At 41.9% G+C, this 16,485-nt stretch carries 14 protein-coding genes; 13 read left to right on the forward strand and 1 reads right to left on the reverse strand.

All coding sequences use genetic code 11. From position 1 onward, the window contains the following. The 4 genes from AB2B49_RS03635 to AB2B49_RS03650 all read left to right on the forward strand — a co-directional run bounded on the left by AB2B49_RS03635 (position 1) and on the right by AB2B49_RS03650 (position 2,470). Complete coding sequence (locus AB2B49_RS03635; RefSeq protein WP_049505322.1) at positions 1 to 936, forward strand: manganese-dependent inorganic pyrophosphatase; 936 nt, start codon at positions 1 to 3, stop codon at positions 934 to 936. 85 nt (positions 937 to 1,021) lie between these two features. Next, the gene (locus tag AB2B49_RS03640; protein ID WP_049505323.1) at positions 1,022 to 1,534 is read left to right on the forward strand and encodes a YiiX/YebB-like N1pC/P60 family cysteine hydrolase; all 513 of its coding nucleotides are present in this window, start codon (positions 1,022 to 1,024) and stop codon (positions 1,532 to 1,534) included. Continuing rightward, positions 1,518 to 2,168, forward strand: a complete 651-nt coding sequence (locus tag AB2B49_RS03645) for a DUF1803 domain-containing protein (RefSeq protein WP_049505324.1) — start codon at positions 1,518 to 1,520, stop codon at positions 2,166 to 2,168. The genes AB2B49_RS03640 and AB2B49_RS03645 overlap by 17 nt, the downstream gene beginning before the upstream one ends. A 101-nt stretch (positions 2,169 to 2,269) precedes the next feature. Further along, complete coding sequence (locus tag AB2B49_RS03650) at positions 2,270 to 2,470, forward strand: CsbD family protein (protein WP_000051178.1); 201 nt, start codon at positions 2,270 to 2,272, stop codon at positions 2,468 to 2,470. Between the two features lie 32 nt (positions 2,471 to 2,502). On the opposite strand, the gene AB2B49_RS03655 is transcribed toward AB2B49_RS03650, so the two are convergent. Continuing rightward, complete coding sequence (locus AB2B49_RS03655; RefSeq protein WP_049505325.1) at positions 2,503 to 3,948, reverse strand: UDP-N-acetylmuramoyl-L-alanyl-D-glutamate--L-lysine ligase; 1,446 nt, start codon at positions 3,946 to 3,948, stop codon at positions 2,503 to 2,505. A gap of 105 nt (positions 3,949 to 4,053) precedes the next feature. On the opposite strand from AB2B49_RS03655, the gene AB2B49_RS03660 reads away from it, so the two are divergent. The 9 genes from AB2B49_RS03660 to AB2B49_RS03700 all read left to right on the forward strand — a co-directional run bounded on the left by AB2B49_RS03660 (position 4,054) and on the right by AB2B49_RS03700 (position 16,421). Beyond that, positions 4,054 to 5,676 carry a putative polysaccharide biosynthesis protein gene (locus AB2B49_RS03660; protein WP_000064204.1) on the forward strand — a complete coding sequence of 541 codons (1,623 nt, stop codon included), beginning with the start codon at positions 4,054 to 4,056 and terminating at the stop codon, positions 5,674 to 5,676. A gap of 202 nt (positions 5,677 to 5,878) precedes the next feature. After that, positions 5,879 to 7,837: a peptide ABC transporter substrate-binding protein gene (locus AB2B49_RS03665; protein ID WP_049505326.1), complete on the forward strand. Its 1,959-nt coding sequence runs from the start codon at positions 5,879 to 5,881 to the stop codon at positions 7,835 to 7,837. Between the two features lie 145 nt (positions 7,838 to 7,982). Next, positions 7,983 to 9,077, forward strand: a complete 1,095-nt coding sequence (locus AB2B49_RS03670) for a cystathionine gamma-synthase (RefSeq protein WP_049505327.1) — start codon at positions 7,983 to 7,985, stop codon at positions 9,075 to 9,077. Positions 9,078 to 9,084: 7 nt separating this feature from the next. Next, positions 9,085 to 10,251: a MalY/PatB family protein gene (locus AB2B49_RS03675; RefSeq protein WP_049505328.1), complete on the forward strand. Its 1,167-nt coding sequence runs from the start codon at positions 9,085 to 9,087 to the stop codon at positions 10,249 to 10,251. Between the two features lie 92 nt (positions 10,252 to 10,343). Then, entirely contained in the window at positions 10,344 to 13,439 is a 3,096-nt protein-coding gene (locus AB2B49_RS03680) for a DEAD/DEAH box helicase (protein WP_320691929.1), read from the forward strand. Between the two features lie 47 nt (positions 13,440 to 13,486). After that, positions 13,487 to 14,098 carry a cystathionine gamma-synthase gene (locus tag AB2B49_RS03685; RefSeq protein ID WP_084859417.1) on the forward strand — a complete coding sequence of 204 codons (612 nt, stop codon included), beginning with the start codon at positions 13,487 to 13,489 and terminating at the stop codon, positions 14,096 to 14,098. A gap of 11 nt (positions 14,099 to 14,109) precedes the next feature. Then, entirely contained in the window at positions 14,110 to 15,444 is a 1,335-nt protein-coding gene (murC, locus tag AB2B49_RS03690) for a UDP-N-acetylmuramate--L-alanine ligase (protein ID WP_084859416.1), read from the forward strand. A 9-nt stretch (positions 15,445 to 15,453) separates the two neighbouring features. Then, positions 15,454 to 15,921, forward strand: a complete 468-nt coding sequence (locus AB2B49_RS03695) for a GNAT family N-acetyltransferase (RefSeq protein WP_320691930.1) — start codon at positions 15,454 to 15,456, stop codon at positions 15,919 to 15,921. Further along, positions 15,918 to 16,421, forward strand: coding sequence for a GNAT family N-acetyltransferase (locus AB2B49_RS03700; RefSeq protein WP_198464516.1), 504 nt, complete (start codon positions 15,918 to 15,920; stop codon positions 16,419 to 16,421). Before AB2B49_RS03695 ends, AB2B49_RS03700 begins: the two co-directional genes overlap by 4 nt. Positions 16,422 to 16,485 lie beyond the last annotated feature (64 nt).

A 16,485-nucleotide genomic window follows, 5' to 3' on the forward strand; every position in this document is an offset into this window, starting at 1 on the left:
ATGTCTAAGATTCTAGTATTTGGTCACCAAAATCCAGACTCAGATGCCATCGGGTCATCTGTAGCCTTTGCTTACCTTGCAAAAGAGGCTTATGGATTGGACACAGAAGCTGTAGCACTTGGAACTCCTAATGAAGAAACAGCTTTTGTTTTGAACTATTTTGGTGTAGAAGCACCACGCGTCATCACATCTGCTAAAGCAGAAGATGCAGAGCAAGTCATCTTGACGGACCACAATGAATTCCAACAGTCAGTATCAGATATCGCTGAAGTAGAAGTTTACGGTGTTGTGGACCACCACCGTGTGGCTAACTTTGAAACTGCAAGCCCACTCTATATGCGTTTGGAACCAGTTGGATCAGCGTCTTCTATCGTTTACCGCATGTTCAAAGAACATGGTGTAGCAGTTCCTAAAGAAATCGCAGGTTTGATGCTTTCAGGTTTAATTTCAGATACTCTTCTTTTGAAATCACCAACAACTCACCCATCTGATAAAGTCATTGCGCCTGAATTGGCTGAATTAGCAGGCGTCAACTTGGAAGAATACGGTCTTGCTATGCTGAAAGCTGGTACAAACTTGGCTAGCAAATCTGCTGAAGAATTGATTGACATCGATGCTAAGACTTTTGAACTCAACGGAAATAAGGTTCGTGTTGCCCAAGTCAATACAGTTGATATTGCCGAAGTCTTGGAACGCCAAGCAGAAATCGAAGCAGCAATGCAAGCAGCTAATGCAGCAAACGGCTACTCAGACTTTGTCTTGATGATTACAGATATCGTCAACTCAAACTCAGAAATCCTTGCTCTTGGATCAAACATGGACAAGGTGGAAGCAGCTTTCAACTTCAAACTTGAAAACAATCACGCTTTCCTTCCAGGTGCTGTTTCACGTAAGAAACAAGTGGTGCCTCAGTTGACTGAAAGTTTTAATGGGTAATAACCTGAGTGATAATTTAAATAAGGAAACTAACGTTTTCTTGTAGCTAAAGGGGTTTCGGCTCCTTTTTTTCTAGGAGAGAAAGATGTTAGAAAATGGTGATTTGATTTTTGTGAAGGACCTTTCAGATATGGGGCAGGCCATCCAGGCTTCTACTGGGAACTATAGTCATGTAGCCATCTTTTTGGACGGTTTCATCTACCATGCTAGTGGGCAAGCAGGGGTCATTTGTCAAGAACCGGCTGAATTTTTTGAACCGACTCATCTCTACGATCTTTATGTCTATCCAGAGCTGGAAGTTGACTTGGTAAAGGAGAAGGCTTGCCAGCATCTAGGTGCTCCTTATAATAGCTCGTTTTATCCAGATGGGAATGGCTTTTACTGTTCCCAGTACATCGCTGAAATCCTACCGATTTTTGAAACTATTCCCATGAAATTTGGGGATGGAGAGCAGGAGATCAGTGATTTTTGGAGAGAATACTACAGGAAACTCGAACTTTCTGTGCCTCTGAATCAACCAGGGACCAATCCTAGTCAACTAGCAGCATCCCCTCTATTAGAATGTAAAGAAAGGAATCTTCATGATTCAGATTTTTAATCCCTCCCGTTTGACTCGACAGCCATTTTTTATAGATTTGGTGGACTATCTGGACCAGCATGATGATGTAATCCTCCGAGAAATCAAGGCTCGGTTTCCAGATGTGGCAGTTGATAAACTCATGGAAGAGTATATTAAGGCCGGTTTGATCCGAAGGGAAAACAAACGATATTCCCTTAATCTCCCTTTTCTAGAATCGATAGGTAATCTATCCCTTGACCAAGAAATTTTTGTCAGAGAGGATAGTCCAGTTTATCAAGCCTTGTTGGAGAAGAGTTTTGAGACAGAATTGTGCAATCAAACCAATGCAGCTATCTTAGTTGAAAAGTCTGACTTTGCAAGAGAAAAGATGACCTTATCCAACTATTTCTACAAGGTCAAGCACCAATATCCTTTGACAGAAAAACAGCAGGAACTCTATGCCATTTTGGGAGATATCAATCCTGAGTATGCCCTCAAGTATATGACGACTTTTTTGTTAAAATTCCTCAAAAAAGACCAACTGATACAGAAACGTCGTGATATCTTCGTTGAGAGTCTAGTCGTCTTGGGCTATGTTGTGCAAAACGAAGAAGGGAAGTATGAGTTGGCTGTTGATTTCGACAAGGAACGGTTGACTTTCTATTTACCTTAATTGCTTCATTTTGAGCAGATTGTTTGACTTTACTAAAGAATAAGCATAAACTAAATGTAAGCGATAATGTTTATCGTATTAAAAGCAAAGGAGACAGAACTATGTCACTTGAAAATAAATTGGATCAAGCAACTGGTGCTATCAAAGAAGGATTTGGTAAAGTTACTGGTGATAGCAAGACAGAAGCAGAAGGTGCTGTAGAAAAAACAGTTGCCAAAGCAAAAGAAGTTGTTGAAGATGCTAAAGGTGCTGTAGAAGGTGCCGTTGAAGGTCTTAAAAATTCATTTAAGAAAGAAGACTAAAAAAATCAAGGGAAACATTCCCTTGATTTTTTTTATAGATAACGTTCTGCGATAGCTGCGTCTCCAGGATAGTCTTCTTTCTTTCCTTGGACGATTTGGTAACAATCAGCTCCCTTGCCTGCAATAATCACGGCATCGAGTTCTTGATCTGTGATGGCCATGGCCGCCTTGATGGCTTGTTCACGATCGGCAATCTTTTCAACAGGATGACTGATATAGCTGCTGATTTCCTCTGCAATGACCATTGGATCTTCATAGTTGGGGTCATCCGCAGTTAGAAAGACTTGAATCTCAGGATGCTGATTGAGGAGGAGGCCAAAGTCTTTGCGACGACTTTCACCCTTGTTTCCAGTCGAACCGAGAACCAGAGAAATCTTTCCAGTTTGATGAGTTTCTACAACAGAAATCAGTTTTTTCAGACTATCACCATTGTGGGCATAGTCGATGAAGACCTTGGCTCCATTTTTCTGAGTGAGAACTTCCATACGTCCAGGAACGCGGGTTGCAGCGATCCCTTTTTTGATGTCCTCCAGACTGGCACCTAGACGAAGACAGGCAAGTCCTGCAGCAACGGCATTTTCTTGGTTAAAGTGGCCGATGAGTTGGATATCATAATCACCAGCGAGTTTACCTGTAGCTGAAAAGCTAAAGGCTTTGGAGTTCTCGATTTGGTTACTTGACTGGCTACCATAGAAGTCATGCTCTTGATCTTCCACTTGTTCTTTCAATACAGAAAAGTGGTCCATGTCGCTATTAATGACAACTGCTCGGCTATTTTTCATCAAGAGACGTTTGTGATAGAAGTAGTCTTCAAAGCTAGGATGCTCAATCGGACCGATATGGTCAGGAGTGATGTTAAGAAAGACACCTACATCAAAGGTCAGACCATAGACTCGATGAACAAGATAGGCTTGGCTAGAGACTTCCATTACAAGATGGGTTCGACCATTCTTAACAGCCTGAGCCATCATGTCGAAGAGATCGATATTTTCGGGTGTTGAGAAGGAAGATTTAAAGAAGGTCTCGCCATCCAGAGTTGTGTTCATAGTTGACAAGAGAGCTGTTGGGTAGCGTTGAGATAGGATGTGGTAAGCAAAGTACGCTGCTGTTGTCTTTCCTTTTGTCCCTGTGAAAGCGAGAATTTTGAGTTTCTCTTGTGGATTGCCATAGAATTCCATAGCAATTAAACTCATGGCTTTTTTGATATCGTTCACAACGATGACGGGGATACCGACCTCGTAGTCCTTTTCTGCGACATACCAAGTTAATCCTTGACTTATAGCAGAAAGGAGATATTCTTTTTTAAAGGCAGCACCTTTTGCAAAAAAAAGAGTCCCTTCTTTTACTTTTCGGCTGTCATAACTGATGCTATCAAAAACAACTTCACTGTAGTTGTAGTGGTAATGTCCTTGGTCAATAATCTCGCGAAAAAGGCCATCTTTCTTTAAAATATCTAATACGGTTTCAATCTTAATCATACTTTCTATTATAAACTTCAAGCCCGAATTTTACAAGTAACAAGGAAAAGTTTATAATGGAAGATAAGGAACTTTTCCTAGTTATCAAAATTGAATGAGGAAGCTATGTCTAACGAAAACAATCACCAGCAAGCCCAGATGTTGCGAGGGACTGCCTGGCTAACAGCTAGTAACTTTATTAGTCGCCTCCTTGGTGCTATCTACATTATTCCCTGGTATATCTGGATGGGGACTTATGCTGCTAAGGCAAACGGACTCTTTACCATGGGCTACAATATTTACGCCTGGTTCTTGCTTATTTCGACAGCGGGTATCCCAGTTGCGGTCGCCAAACAAGTGGCTAAGTACAATACCATGCGAGAAGAAGAGCATAGCTTTGCCTTAATTCGGAGTTTCCTAAGCTTTATGACGGGCTTGGGCTTGGTCTTTGCTTTGGTCTTGTATCTCTTTTCTCCCTGGTTAGCAGATTTATCAGGTGTGGGGAAAGACCTGATTCCCATCATGCAGAGCTTGGCTTGGGCGGTCTTGATTTTCCCATCTATGAGTGTCATTCGAGGCTTCTTCCAAGGGATGAATAACCTGAAACCCTATGCTATGAGTCAAATTGCTGAGCAGGTGATCCGTGTTATCTGGATGTTGATGGCAACCTTCTTCATTATGAAGATGGGTTCTGGTGACTACTTATCAGCCGTTACCCAATCGACCTTTGCGGCCTTTGTGGGGATGGTGGCAAGTTTTGCAGTTTTGATCTACTTCCTTGCTCAAGAAGGTTTGCTTAAAAGAGTTTTTGAAACACGGGATAAAATCAATAGTAAGCGACTCTTAGTCGATACGATCAAGGAAGCCATTCCCTTTATCCTGACAGGATCAGCCATCCAGCTCTTCCAGATTTTAGACCAGATGACCTTTATCAATAGTATGAAGTGGTTTACTAACTACAGCAATGAAGACTTGGTTGTCATGTTTTCTTATTTCTCTGCCAATCCTAATAAAATTACCATGATTTTAATCTCTGTGGGAGTTTCAATTGGGAGTGTCGGCTTGCCGCTTTTGACGGAAAACTATGTAAAAGGTGACTTGCCAGCTGCGGCTCGCCTAGTCCAAGATAGCCTCACCATGCTCTTCTTATTTCTACTACCTGCAACGGTTGGAGTGGTCATGGTAGGGGAGCCTCTTTATACAGTCTTTTACGGTAAGCCAGATAGTTTGGCCATGGGCTTATTTGTCTTTGCAGTTTTGCAGTCTACTATCCTAGGCTTGTATATGGTCTTGTCTCCTATGCTTCAGGCCATGTTCCGAAACCGCAAGGCAGTTCTTTACTTTATCTATGGTTCTATTGCTAAGATCGTCTTGCAATTGCCAACTATTGCTATTTTCCACAGCTACGGTCCCTTGATTTCAACGACTATCGGACTAATCATTCCGAATGTCTTGATGTACCGAGACATCTGCCAAGTAACGGGTGCTCGTCGAAAGATAATCTTGAAACGGACTATTTTGATAACCATCTTGACCCTTGTCATGTTTATCCTAGTTGGCTTCTTGCAGTGGCTACTCGGTTTTGTCTTCCAACCAAGTGGACGTTTCTGGAGTTTCCTTTATGTGGCTCTCATCGGAGGGCTTGGAGGAGGTCTTTATGGTTTGATGAGCCTACGGACACGACTCTTGGACAAGATAATTGGCAAAGCTCAAGCAGACCGACTACGTACACGATTGAAAATATCGTAAAAAGATTTATAAATAAAAGTAATAAATTTAACCTTTCTTTAATAGAAAGGTTTTTATACTACATTTTTCTAAAAAAAAGAGAACTTTTTCTAAAATCAAGAGCAAAAAATATGCTTTTTTAAGTTTTTCTTTAGAAATTACTTGACTAAATAAAACTAAAGCTGTATAATAAGACAAAACTTTTAAACAGGAGGTTCTGGAAATGAAAAAGTCTAAGGCCAAGTATCTGACACTTGCAAGTGTCGTGTTAAGCGCAGGTATCTTACTGAGCGCATGTGGAAATTCAAGTAGCGCTACTAAAACATACAACTATGTTTATTCGAGCGATCCATCTAGTTTGAACTATCTTGCAGAAAACCGTGCAACAACCAATGACATCGTGACCAATTTGGTGGATGGGTTGATGGAAAATGACCAATACGGTAACTATGTTCCATCATTGGCAGAGGATTGGACTGTTTCTCAGGACGGTTTGACCTATACTTACAAATTGCGTAAGGATGCAAAATGGTATACTTATGAGGGGGAAGAATACGCCCCTGTAACGGCCCAAGACTTTGTGACAGGTTTGAAATATGCTGCTGATAAAAAATCCGAAGCCTTGTACCTTGTTCAAGACTCTGTAGCAGGTTTGGATGACTATATCAACGGGAAAACAACTGACTTTTCAACTGTCGGTGTTAAGGCGATTGACGACCAAACAGTTCAGTATACTTTGACACGTCCAGAACCTTATTGGAATTCTAAAACAACTTCAACCATTCTCTTCCCTGTCAACGCAGACTTCCTGAAATCAAAAGGGGATGACTTTGGTAAGGTAGATCCTTCTAGTATTTTGTATAGTGGACCTTTCTTGATGAAATCTTTTGTTTCAAAATCTGTTATCGAATACAAGAAAAATCCAAATTACTGGGATGCTAAAAATGTCTTTGTGGACGATGTGAAATTGACCTACTATGACGGTAGTGACCAAGATGCTCTAGCTCGTAACTTTGCAGAAGGAGTCTACAGCTACGCGCGTCTCTATCCTAATAGTTCAAGCTTTGAAGGGATTAAAGAGAGCAATAAGGATAACATTATCTATAGTATGCAAAACGCAACTTCTTATTACTTGAACTTCAACTTGGACAGAAAATCTTATAACTTCACTTCTAAGTCCTCTGATATCGAAAAGAAATCAACCCAAGAAGCAGTTCTGAATAAAAACTTCCGTCAAGCCTTCAACTATGCTTATAACCGTACAGCCTATGGAGCACAATCTCAAGGGGAAGAAGGAGCAACAAAGATTATTCGTAACTTGGTTGTACCTCCTACGTTTGTAAGTATCAACGGAAAAGACTTTGGCGATGTTGTTTCAGAAAAGATGGTCAACTATGGCCAAGAATGGCAAGGAATCAATTTTGCAGATGCACAAGACCCATACTACAATCCTGATAAAGCTAAGGCTAAATTTGCAGAAGCCAAGAAAGAATTGGAAGCTAAGGGTGTGCAATTTCCAATCCACTTGGATGTAACAGTTGACCAATCAGCTAAAAAAGGTGTACTTGAAGCAAGCTCTTTGAAACAATCCATCGAATCTGTTCTAGGAGCTGAGAATGTGGTTATCGATATCCAACAGATATCAACAGATGAGTTTAACAACTCTAGCTACCTCGCTCAAACTGCAGCTCAAAAAGACTTTGATATCTATAATGGCGGTTGGAGTGCGGACTACTTGGACCCATCAAGCTATCTAGATATCCTAAATGTCAATAACGGTGGTATGTTGCAAAACATTGGTCTAGAACCAGGTGAGGTCAATGACAAGGCTAAGGCAGTTGGTCTGGATACTTACACTCAAATGTTAGAAGAAGCGAACAAGGAGCAAGAACCAGCAAAACGTTATGAAAAATATGCTGAAGTTCAAGCTTGGCTCGTTGATAGCGCCCTTGCTATTCCAAACGTTTCTCAGGGTGGAACACCGACCTTGAGAAAGACAGTTCCATTCTCATCACCATTCTCACAAGCTGGAAATAAGGGTGTCGAATCATACAAGTATCTCAAGTTGCAAGATAAGACTGTAACGGCTGATGAGTATGAAAAAGCTAAAGAAAAATGGCTGAAAGAAAAAGAAGAATCAAATAAAAAAGCCCAAGAAGAACTGGCAAAACACGTTAAATAACCAGTCTATTCAACAGGAAAAACGATAGTTTCTCAAGGAACTATCGTTTTTATATAGTTTGAAACTATAACTAGCTCTTGAAAACAAGAAAATAAGTTAGTGAAAATAAGTGGTACAATAGTTACTATAGATTTGGAGGTATTGTATGAGCAAAGAACTACACATCAACACAATTTTGGCCCAGGCGGGAATCAAGTCAGATGAGGCTACAGGTGCCTTGGTAACGCCGCTTCATTTTTCAACCACTTATCAGCATCCAGAGTTCGGTCAGTCTACGGGATTTGACTATACCCGTACTAAAAACCCAACTCGTAGTAAGGCGGAGGAGGTTTTGGCGGCTATTGAGTCAGCAGACTATGCCCTAGCAACGAGCTCAGGTATGGCTGCGATTGTACTGGCCTTTAGTGTTTTTCCAGTAGGAAGTAAAGTCTTGGCTGTTCGTGATCTGTATGGGGGTTCTTTCCGTTGGTTCAACCAAGTGGAGCAGGAAGGCCGTTTCCATTTTACCTATGCCAATACAGAAGGAGAGTTGATTGCTGAGTTAGAGAAAGATGTGGATGTTCTCTATATTGAAACACCAACCAATCCCTTGATGTTGGAATTTGATATTGCCAAACTAGCCAAACTAGCTCATGCCAAGGGTGCCAAGGTAGTGGTGGACAATACCTTCTACAGTCCGATTTATCAACGTCCGATTGAAGATGGTGCGGATATCGTTCTTCATTCAGCAACCAAGTATCTAGCAGGGCACAATGATGTCTTGGCTGGGGTGGTTGTGACTAATAGTTTAGAACTATATGAGCAACTTTTCTACAATTTGAATACGACAGGTGCGGTCTTGTCACCATTTGATAGTTATCAGTTGATTCGCGGTCTTAAAACTCTACCTCTTCGTATGGAACGTTCTACAGCCAATGCCCAAGAAGTGGTTGCCTTTTTGAAGGATTCACCTGCTGTCAAGGAAGTGCTCTATACTGGACGTGGGGGGATGATTTCCTTTAAAGTAGTGGATGAAAAGCGTATTCCTCATATTTTAAATAGCCTCAAGGTCTTCTCATTTGCAGAAAGTTTGGGTGGCGTAGAAAGTCTGATCACCTATCCGACAACTCAGACTCATGCGGATATTCCAGCAGAAGTGCGCCGTTCCTATGGCTTAACAGATGACCTCTTGCGCTTGTCTATTGGGATTGAGGATGCTAGAGATTTGATTGCGGACTTGCGCCAAGCTATGGAAGGATAAGATAGATATGGGAAAATATGATTTTACAAGCCTACCCAATCGTTTTGGCCACCATACCTATAAATGGAAAGAAGCAGAAGCTGATCGAGAAGTTCTACCAGCCTGGATAGCAGATATGGACTTTGTGGTTTTGCCTGAGGTTCGACAAGCTGTACAAGCCTACGCAGATCAGTTGGTCTATGGCTATACCTATGCCAGTGATGCTTTGATTGAGTCGGTTCAGGACTGGGAAGCTACACAACACGGCTATCACTTTGACAAGGATGCCCTCGTCTTTATAGAGGGAGTGGTACCAGCAATTTCAACAGCCATTCAAGCCTTTACAAAAGAAGGAGAGGCTGTTCTGATTAACACACCGGTCTATCCACCTTTTGCCCGCAGTGTCAAACTGAACAATCGCAGATTGATTACCAATTCTTTGGTGGAAAAGGATGGGCTGTTTGAGATTGACTTTGACCAGTTGGAGAAGGAATTGGTGGAAGAGGATGTGAAGCTTTATATCCTTTGCAATCCCCACAATCCTGGTGGACGTGTTTGGGAAAAGGAAGTGTTAGAAAAGATTGGGTATCTCTGCCAAAAACATGGTGTTTTGTTGATTTCAGATGAGATTCACCAAGATTTGGCCCTCTTTGGTCATAAACACCAGTCTTTTAACACCATTGATCCCGCCTTTAAAGACTTTGCCCTTATCTTGAGTAGTGCCACTAAAACATTTAATATTGCTGGGACCAAGAATTCCTATGCAGTTATTGAAAATCCAAAGCTTCGTGTGGCTTTCCAAAAACGCCAGTTGGCCAATAACCAACATGAAATCTCAGGCTTGGGGTATTTGGCGACAGAAGCTGCCTACCGTTATGGTAAGGACTGGTTAGGAGAACTAAAAAAAGTCATCGAGGACCACATTAACTATGTAGTGGATATTTTGGGCAACGAAACCAAGATTAAGGTCATGAAACCACAAGGTACCTACTTGATCTGGCTTGATTTTTCAGCCTATGACCTAACGGATGACCGCTTGCAAGAGCTTTTGAAGAATGAAGCCAAGGTTATCTTGAATCGAGGTTTGGACTTTGGAGAGGAGGGAACTCTTCATGCCCGTCTCAATGTAGCTATGCCGAAGTCCGTACTGGAAGAGGTTTGCCAACGCATCGTGACCACTTTTGCTACACTTTAAAAATCCAGCCTTCTAGGAGAAAAGTCTTCCTAGAAGGCTATTTTCGTAGGGGAAAATGTGGTATAATGAAAAGATAAGATAAAGGGGTAACTATGGCTAAATTGATTCCGGGAAAGTTGCGCATGGAGGGGGTTACACTCTATGAAACAGGCAACATTGAGATTATCAAGGAAAAAGGGAATCGCCTCTATACTCGTGTGGCGGGAGAAGACTTGCGCTACAGTTTAGAGGATGATCTGGTTTTTTGTGCTTGCGATTTTTTCCAAAAAAGAGGTTACTGTGTTCACCTCGCAGCGCTCGAGCATTATCTGAAGACTGATGAAGAAGGCCAGGTGATTTTACAAGTCTTAGAAAAAGGACATGAAGAGCAAGAAGAGGTCGAAACCAAGGTTAGTTTTGGTGGTAGTTTTTTGGAGCGGATCCAACCTCAGAAGCGAGAAAAAATCTACACTTTGTCGTCTCAAGGCCAGGTAGAAGCTGGAACCAATCGCCTCCTATGGACTCTTCGAATCGGTTTAGTTGATAGTCAAAAATATTATGTCATTCGTGACATCCCTCTCTTTTTGAAGGTCTTGGTCCATCGAAAGCCATATATGATTGGGAAACACTATGAAAATGACTTGTCTTGGGATGCTTTTGATACAGCTAGTCAGGAAGTTCTTACTTTTTTATGTGGCTTGATTGAGGAGGGACTGAGTCAAGAGCTCTTTTTCCCCAATCAAGGTCGTCACCTCTTTTTCCCTCTGACCTTTTTTGAGCAGGGAGTGGGGTTATTGATGAACTTGGAAGATTTTCATTTCGAACACCAGATTACTAGTTATGAAAATCTTCTCTTTCATGATTTAGATCCAGAAGCAAACCTTTTCTCTTTTTCCGTGCAGGAGTATCCCGATTATTTTGAGATGGAGATTTCTGAAAGTGAGCGAGTCAACGTATTCTATGGGGGAGCGGTTCTCTTTCGTAAGGGGAATCTTTATCTCTTAAATCCTAAACAAATCAGCCTCCTAAAGGAAATCAAGGAGCTTCCTCAGGAGGAAAGAGGGAGAAAATGCCTCCAGTTTGACAATAGTGATCGTGACCGCCTAGCCGCCTGTCTGCCTTTGTTTGGACAGCTGGGCACAGTTTCTGCTCCTGAACGCTTGCAAATCAGACCCTTTTCACCAATCTTTTACTTTGATAGGGAGGATGACGGCCGCATCCGCTTGAATATTCAGTTTGACTATGGAGATGTTAAGGTAACTAGTCGTCAACAGCTGGAACAATTACCATTTTCAAGCGATGCTGTCTTGGAAAACCAACTATTTCAAGTCTGTTTAGGGGCTGGTTTTGAGGCTGATTTTCAGTCTTGGAGACAGGCTTTGAAGCCAGAGGCAGTTTATTCTTTCTTTCACCATACGATTCCAGCTTTTGAGAAGTTGGGTCAGGTTTTCTTGTCTGATGAGATGAATCAGCTCTACAGCATCCAAGCTCCTCAGGTTCAGATTGAGTCCAAGGGAGGACTGTTGGAGATCCAATTTGATTTCCAAGGGATTGCCCAAGAAGAGATTGATCAAGCTCTTAAAGCCCTGACCAGCAATCAGGATTTCTATATCAGTTCTTCTGACCAAGTGTACTTTTTTGATGAGGAAACCAAGCAGATTCGTCAAAATTTGCAGGAACTGGGGGTTGAGCTAAAAGATGGTTCTTTTCAGGCTCGGAAATCCCTAGCTTATAGTTTGTCTCAGTTGTTTGAAGGTCAAGACAGGATCTCCTTCTCGGAAGAATTTCAGCATTTAGCTCATGATTTGACTCATCCAGAGGATTTTCCTTTGGGAGATATACAGGTTCAGGCGAGTTTGAGAGACTATCAGGAAAAGGGTGTTCGTTGGCTCCAGATGCTTCATCACTATGGCTTTGGTGGCATCCTAGCCGATGATATGGGACTGGGAAAAACACTGCAAACTATTGCTTTTTTGACTAGTCAGGTGACAGAAGATGGTCGGGTCTTGATTTTGGCTCCGTCAGGTTTGATCTACAATTGGGCAGATGAATTTAGGAAATTTGCCCCACAGTTGGATTTGGCTGTCGTTCATGGTTTGAAAGCGAATCGAGAAGCAATTCTTTCTGAAAATCACCAAATCTATGTGACTAGCTATGCCACCTTTCGTCAAGACAGCGAGCTTTATCAAGAGATGGCTTTTGATTTTCTCTTCTTAGATGAAGCTCAGGTCATGAAAAATGCCCAAACCAAGATTGCTCAGAGTTTGCGCCAGTTTGTGGTGCCAGCAGTTTTTGCTTTGTCAGGTACACCCATCGAAAATCATTTAGGAGAGTTGTGGTCTATCTTCCAAATTGTGCTTCCGGGGCTCTTACCAAGTAAAAAGGAGTTTATGAAATTACCGGCTGACCGAGTCGCGCAGTTTATCAAGCCTTTCGTCATGAGGCGTAAGAAAGAAGAAGTTCTTACAGAACTACCTGACCTGATCGAAGTCGTCTATAAAAATGAACTGGAAGACCAACAGAAGGCCATCTATCTCGCCCAGTTGCAACAGATGCGAGACCGCCTAGCCCAAGTGACCGATCAAGAATTCCAGAGAAGTCGGGTAGAAATCTTATCTGGCCTCATGCGATTGCGCCAGATCTGCGATACGCCAGCCCTCTTTATGGACGATTACCAAGGAGCTAGTGGTAAACTCGATAGTCTACGAGATTTATTGCTACAAGTGGCTGATGGTGGGCATCGGGTCTTGATTTTCTCCCAGTTCAAAGGAATGTTGGAAAAGATCGAGCAAGAACTCCCAGACTTGGACTTGACTTCTTTCAAAATCACAGGCTCAACTCCTGCTCAAGACAGACAGGAGATGACTAAGGCCTTTAACCAAGGGGAGAGAGATGCCTTTCTCATCTCCCTTAAGGCGGGTGGTGTTGGTCTCAATTTAACGGGAGCTGATACGGTTATTTTGGTTGACCTCTGGTGGAATCCCGCTGTCGAAGCTCAGGCTATCGGACGAGCCCACCGCATGGGGCAGGAGCAGATGGTCGAGGTCTATCGTTTGATTACTAAGGGAACCATTGAAGAAAAAATCCAGGAGCTTCAAGAACAAAAGAAACATTTGGTTTCCCAAGTTTTAGATGGTACGGAGTCGCGTGCGAGTCTCAGTCTGGCAGAAATTCGTGAAATTTTGGGAATTTCTGAAGCCAGCACTTGAAAAATCAAGACAATACGCTATAATGAAGTGTTGAAAGGAAATACAAAATGAAACAAGATCGATTTCCATTGGTGTCAGATGATGAGATCATGCTGACCAAAATGCCAGTCATGGACTTGTACGATGAGTCAGACTTTATTAGCAATATCAAAGGTGATTACCGCGATAAGAACTATTTGGATTGGTCTCCTATCAATGAGGAAGAAACTGTAGTTTCTCCAGTGGTTAATAAGGAGTCAAAGCCAAACCCAGAACCTAAAAAAGTTGAAAAAACGTATGCTGAATTGGCTCGAGAAGAGGCGCGTGCGGATTTGAAGAAGAAACGTTCAGCCAAGTATTTGACTCAGGATGTTAGTCATACCAGACGACACAATGGTTCAACACTTGTTCGTCAAGGAAACCAACCAACAGCACCATTTCAAAAGGAAAATCCAGGTGAGTTTGCCAAATTTAGTAAAAACTTGAGCCAGTCCCACTATATCTTAGCTGAGGAGGTTGGCCAAGCGGCGAATCCAACTCCGAAAAACCAAACGGAAAAAGCTAAAAAGAACAACTATGATTTTCTAAAGAAGAGTCAAATCTATAATAAAAAGAATAAGCAAACAGAACAGGAACGTCAGGTTGCCCAAGAGTTGAATCTGACAAGAATTACTGAGTAGGGGAGAAAAGCATGTCAAAAACATATCATTTTATTGGAATCAAGGGATCAGGGATGAGTGCCTTGGCCTTGATGTTGCACCAAATGGGACATAAGGTTCAAGGTTCAGACGTTGATAAATACTACTTTACTCAACGTGGACTAGAGCAGGCAGGGATTGCGATTCTTCCTTTTGATGAAAAGAATCTACAAGGTGATGTAGAGATTATCGCGGGGAATGCCTTCCGTCCAGATAATAACGTTGAAATCGCCTATGCAGATCAAAATGGTATCAGCTACAAACGTTATCACGAATTCCTAGGTAGCTTTATGCGCGACTTTGTCAGCATGGGAGTGGCAGGAGCACATGGAAAAACTTCAACAACAGGTATGCTGTCACACGTCTTGTCTCACATCACAGATACCAGCTTCTTGATTGGAGATGGGACAGGTCGTGGCTCAGCCAATGCCAAATATTTTGTCTTTGAATCAGACGAATATGAGCGTCACTTCATGCCTTACCACCCAGAATACTCTATCATCACCAACATTGACTTTGACCATCCAGACTATTTTACAAGTCTAGAGGACGTTTTCAATGCCTTTAACGACTATGCCAAACAAATTACCAAAGGTTTGTTTGTATACGGTGAGGATGCTGAGTTGCGTAAGATCACAGCCAATGCGCCAATCTATTACTATGGATTTGAAACTGAGGACAATGACTTTGTAGCTAGTGATCTCCTTCGCTCTACGACTGGATCAACCTTCACCGTTCATTTCCGTGGACAAGAATTGGGTCAATTCCACATTCCAACCTTTGGTCGTCACAATATCATGAATGCGACAGCTGTTATTGGTCTTCTTTACACAGCAGGTTTTGATTTAAACTTGGTTCGCGAACACTTGAAAACTTTTGCTGGTGTTAAGCGTCGTTTCACTGAAAAAATTGTCAATGATACAGTGATCATTGATGACTTTGCTCACCATCCAACAGAAATCATTGCAACCTTGGATGCAGCTCGTCAAAAATATCCAAGCAAGGAAATCGTGGCAATCTTCCAACCGCATACCTTTACAAGAACCATTGCCTTGTTGGACGAATTTGCTCATGCTCTAAATCAAGCAGATGCTGTTTACCTAGCACAAATCTATGGATCTGCGCGTGAAGTGGACCATGGTGATGTTAAGGTAGAAGACTTAGCCAATAAAATCAACAAGAAACACCAGGTTATCACTGTTGAAAATGTTTCTCCACTCCTAGACCATGATAATGCTGTTTACGTCTTTATGGGTGCTGGGGACATCCAAACCTATGAATATTCATTTGAACGTCTTTTGTCTAACTTGACAAGCAACGTCCAATAAGGAAAACAGATGGAAATTCCAATCACTATAAGGCAAGCTACCTTATCAGATTTAGAAGAAATGTTGGCGGTTGAAGAAGCCAATCCTTCATCAGAAGAGACCCTTAGCCGCCAATCCTTAGAAGAGAGTATCCGCAAGTCTGCGGGTACCTTTCTTGTAGCTGGGGATGAAAATCAGCTCGTGGGCTATATTTTAGGAGAAGCTCAGTCTATTCATCCCAAATGGGTAGAAATAAAATCATTGATCATTCATCCTGATCATTGGGGACAAGGGCTGGGAACTCTTCTTCTTGCAGCCTTGAAACAGATGACAGTCGAACTAGATTATCAAGGTATTCTTTTGCAAAGTCCTGATGAGTTGCTATCATATTTTGAAATGAATGGCTTTGTTGATGAAGAAGTGACAGAGAGTCATTATGGCAGTGGTTCTGAATGGTATCTGATTTGGGAGAATCCTTTTTATCAGGAGGAAATATGAAAATCAGACAAGCAAGATTTTCGGATTTAGATCGGATTATAGAGATAGAGCTAGAGAATTTTTCCCTTGAGGAAGCCATTCCTCGTTCGGTCTTTGAGGCGCATTTGCAGGAAATTCAGACCAGTTTTCTGGTAGCTGAAAAAGAGGGGCGTATTCTTGGTTATATCGAAGGTCCAGTCGTCCCACACCGCCATCTCCAAGATCAGTCCTTTACAGAAGAAATAAAAGACTATAGCCATCAACCTGGAGGTTATATTTCTGTGACATGCCTATCTATTGCCAAGGAAGCACAAGCTTTGGGGGTAGGGAAAAGACTATTAAAGGCTCTGAAAGAAGTCGCTTTAGAACATGAACGAGAGGGCATTAACTTGACATGTCATGACTACCTTATCGCCTATTATGAAAAACATGGCTTTGTTAATGAAGGAATATCTCAGTCAAGCTTTGCTGGGGAAACATGGTATGATATGGTCTGGCAGCCGAAAAATAAAGAAAACTAGCTAGGGAATGCCCTAGTTGGTTGCTTTTCTGCGACTTTTAAGATATAATATTATGGATTGTCAA

This window comes from Streptococcus jiangnanensis (assembly GCF_040888325.1).
Taxonomy (GTDB): domain Bacteria; phylum Bacillota; class Bacilli; order Lactobacillales; family Streptococcaceae; genus Streptococcus; species Streptococcus jiangnanensis.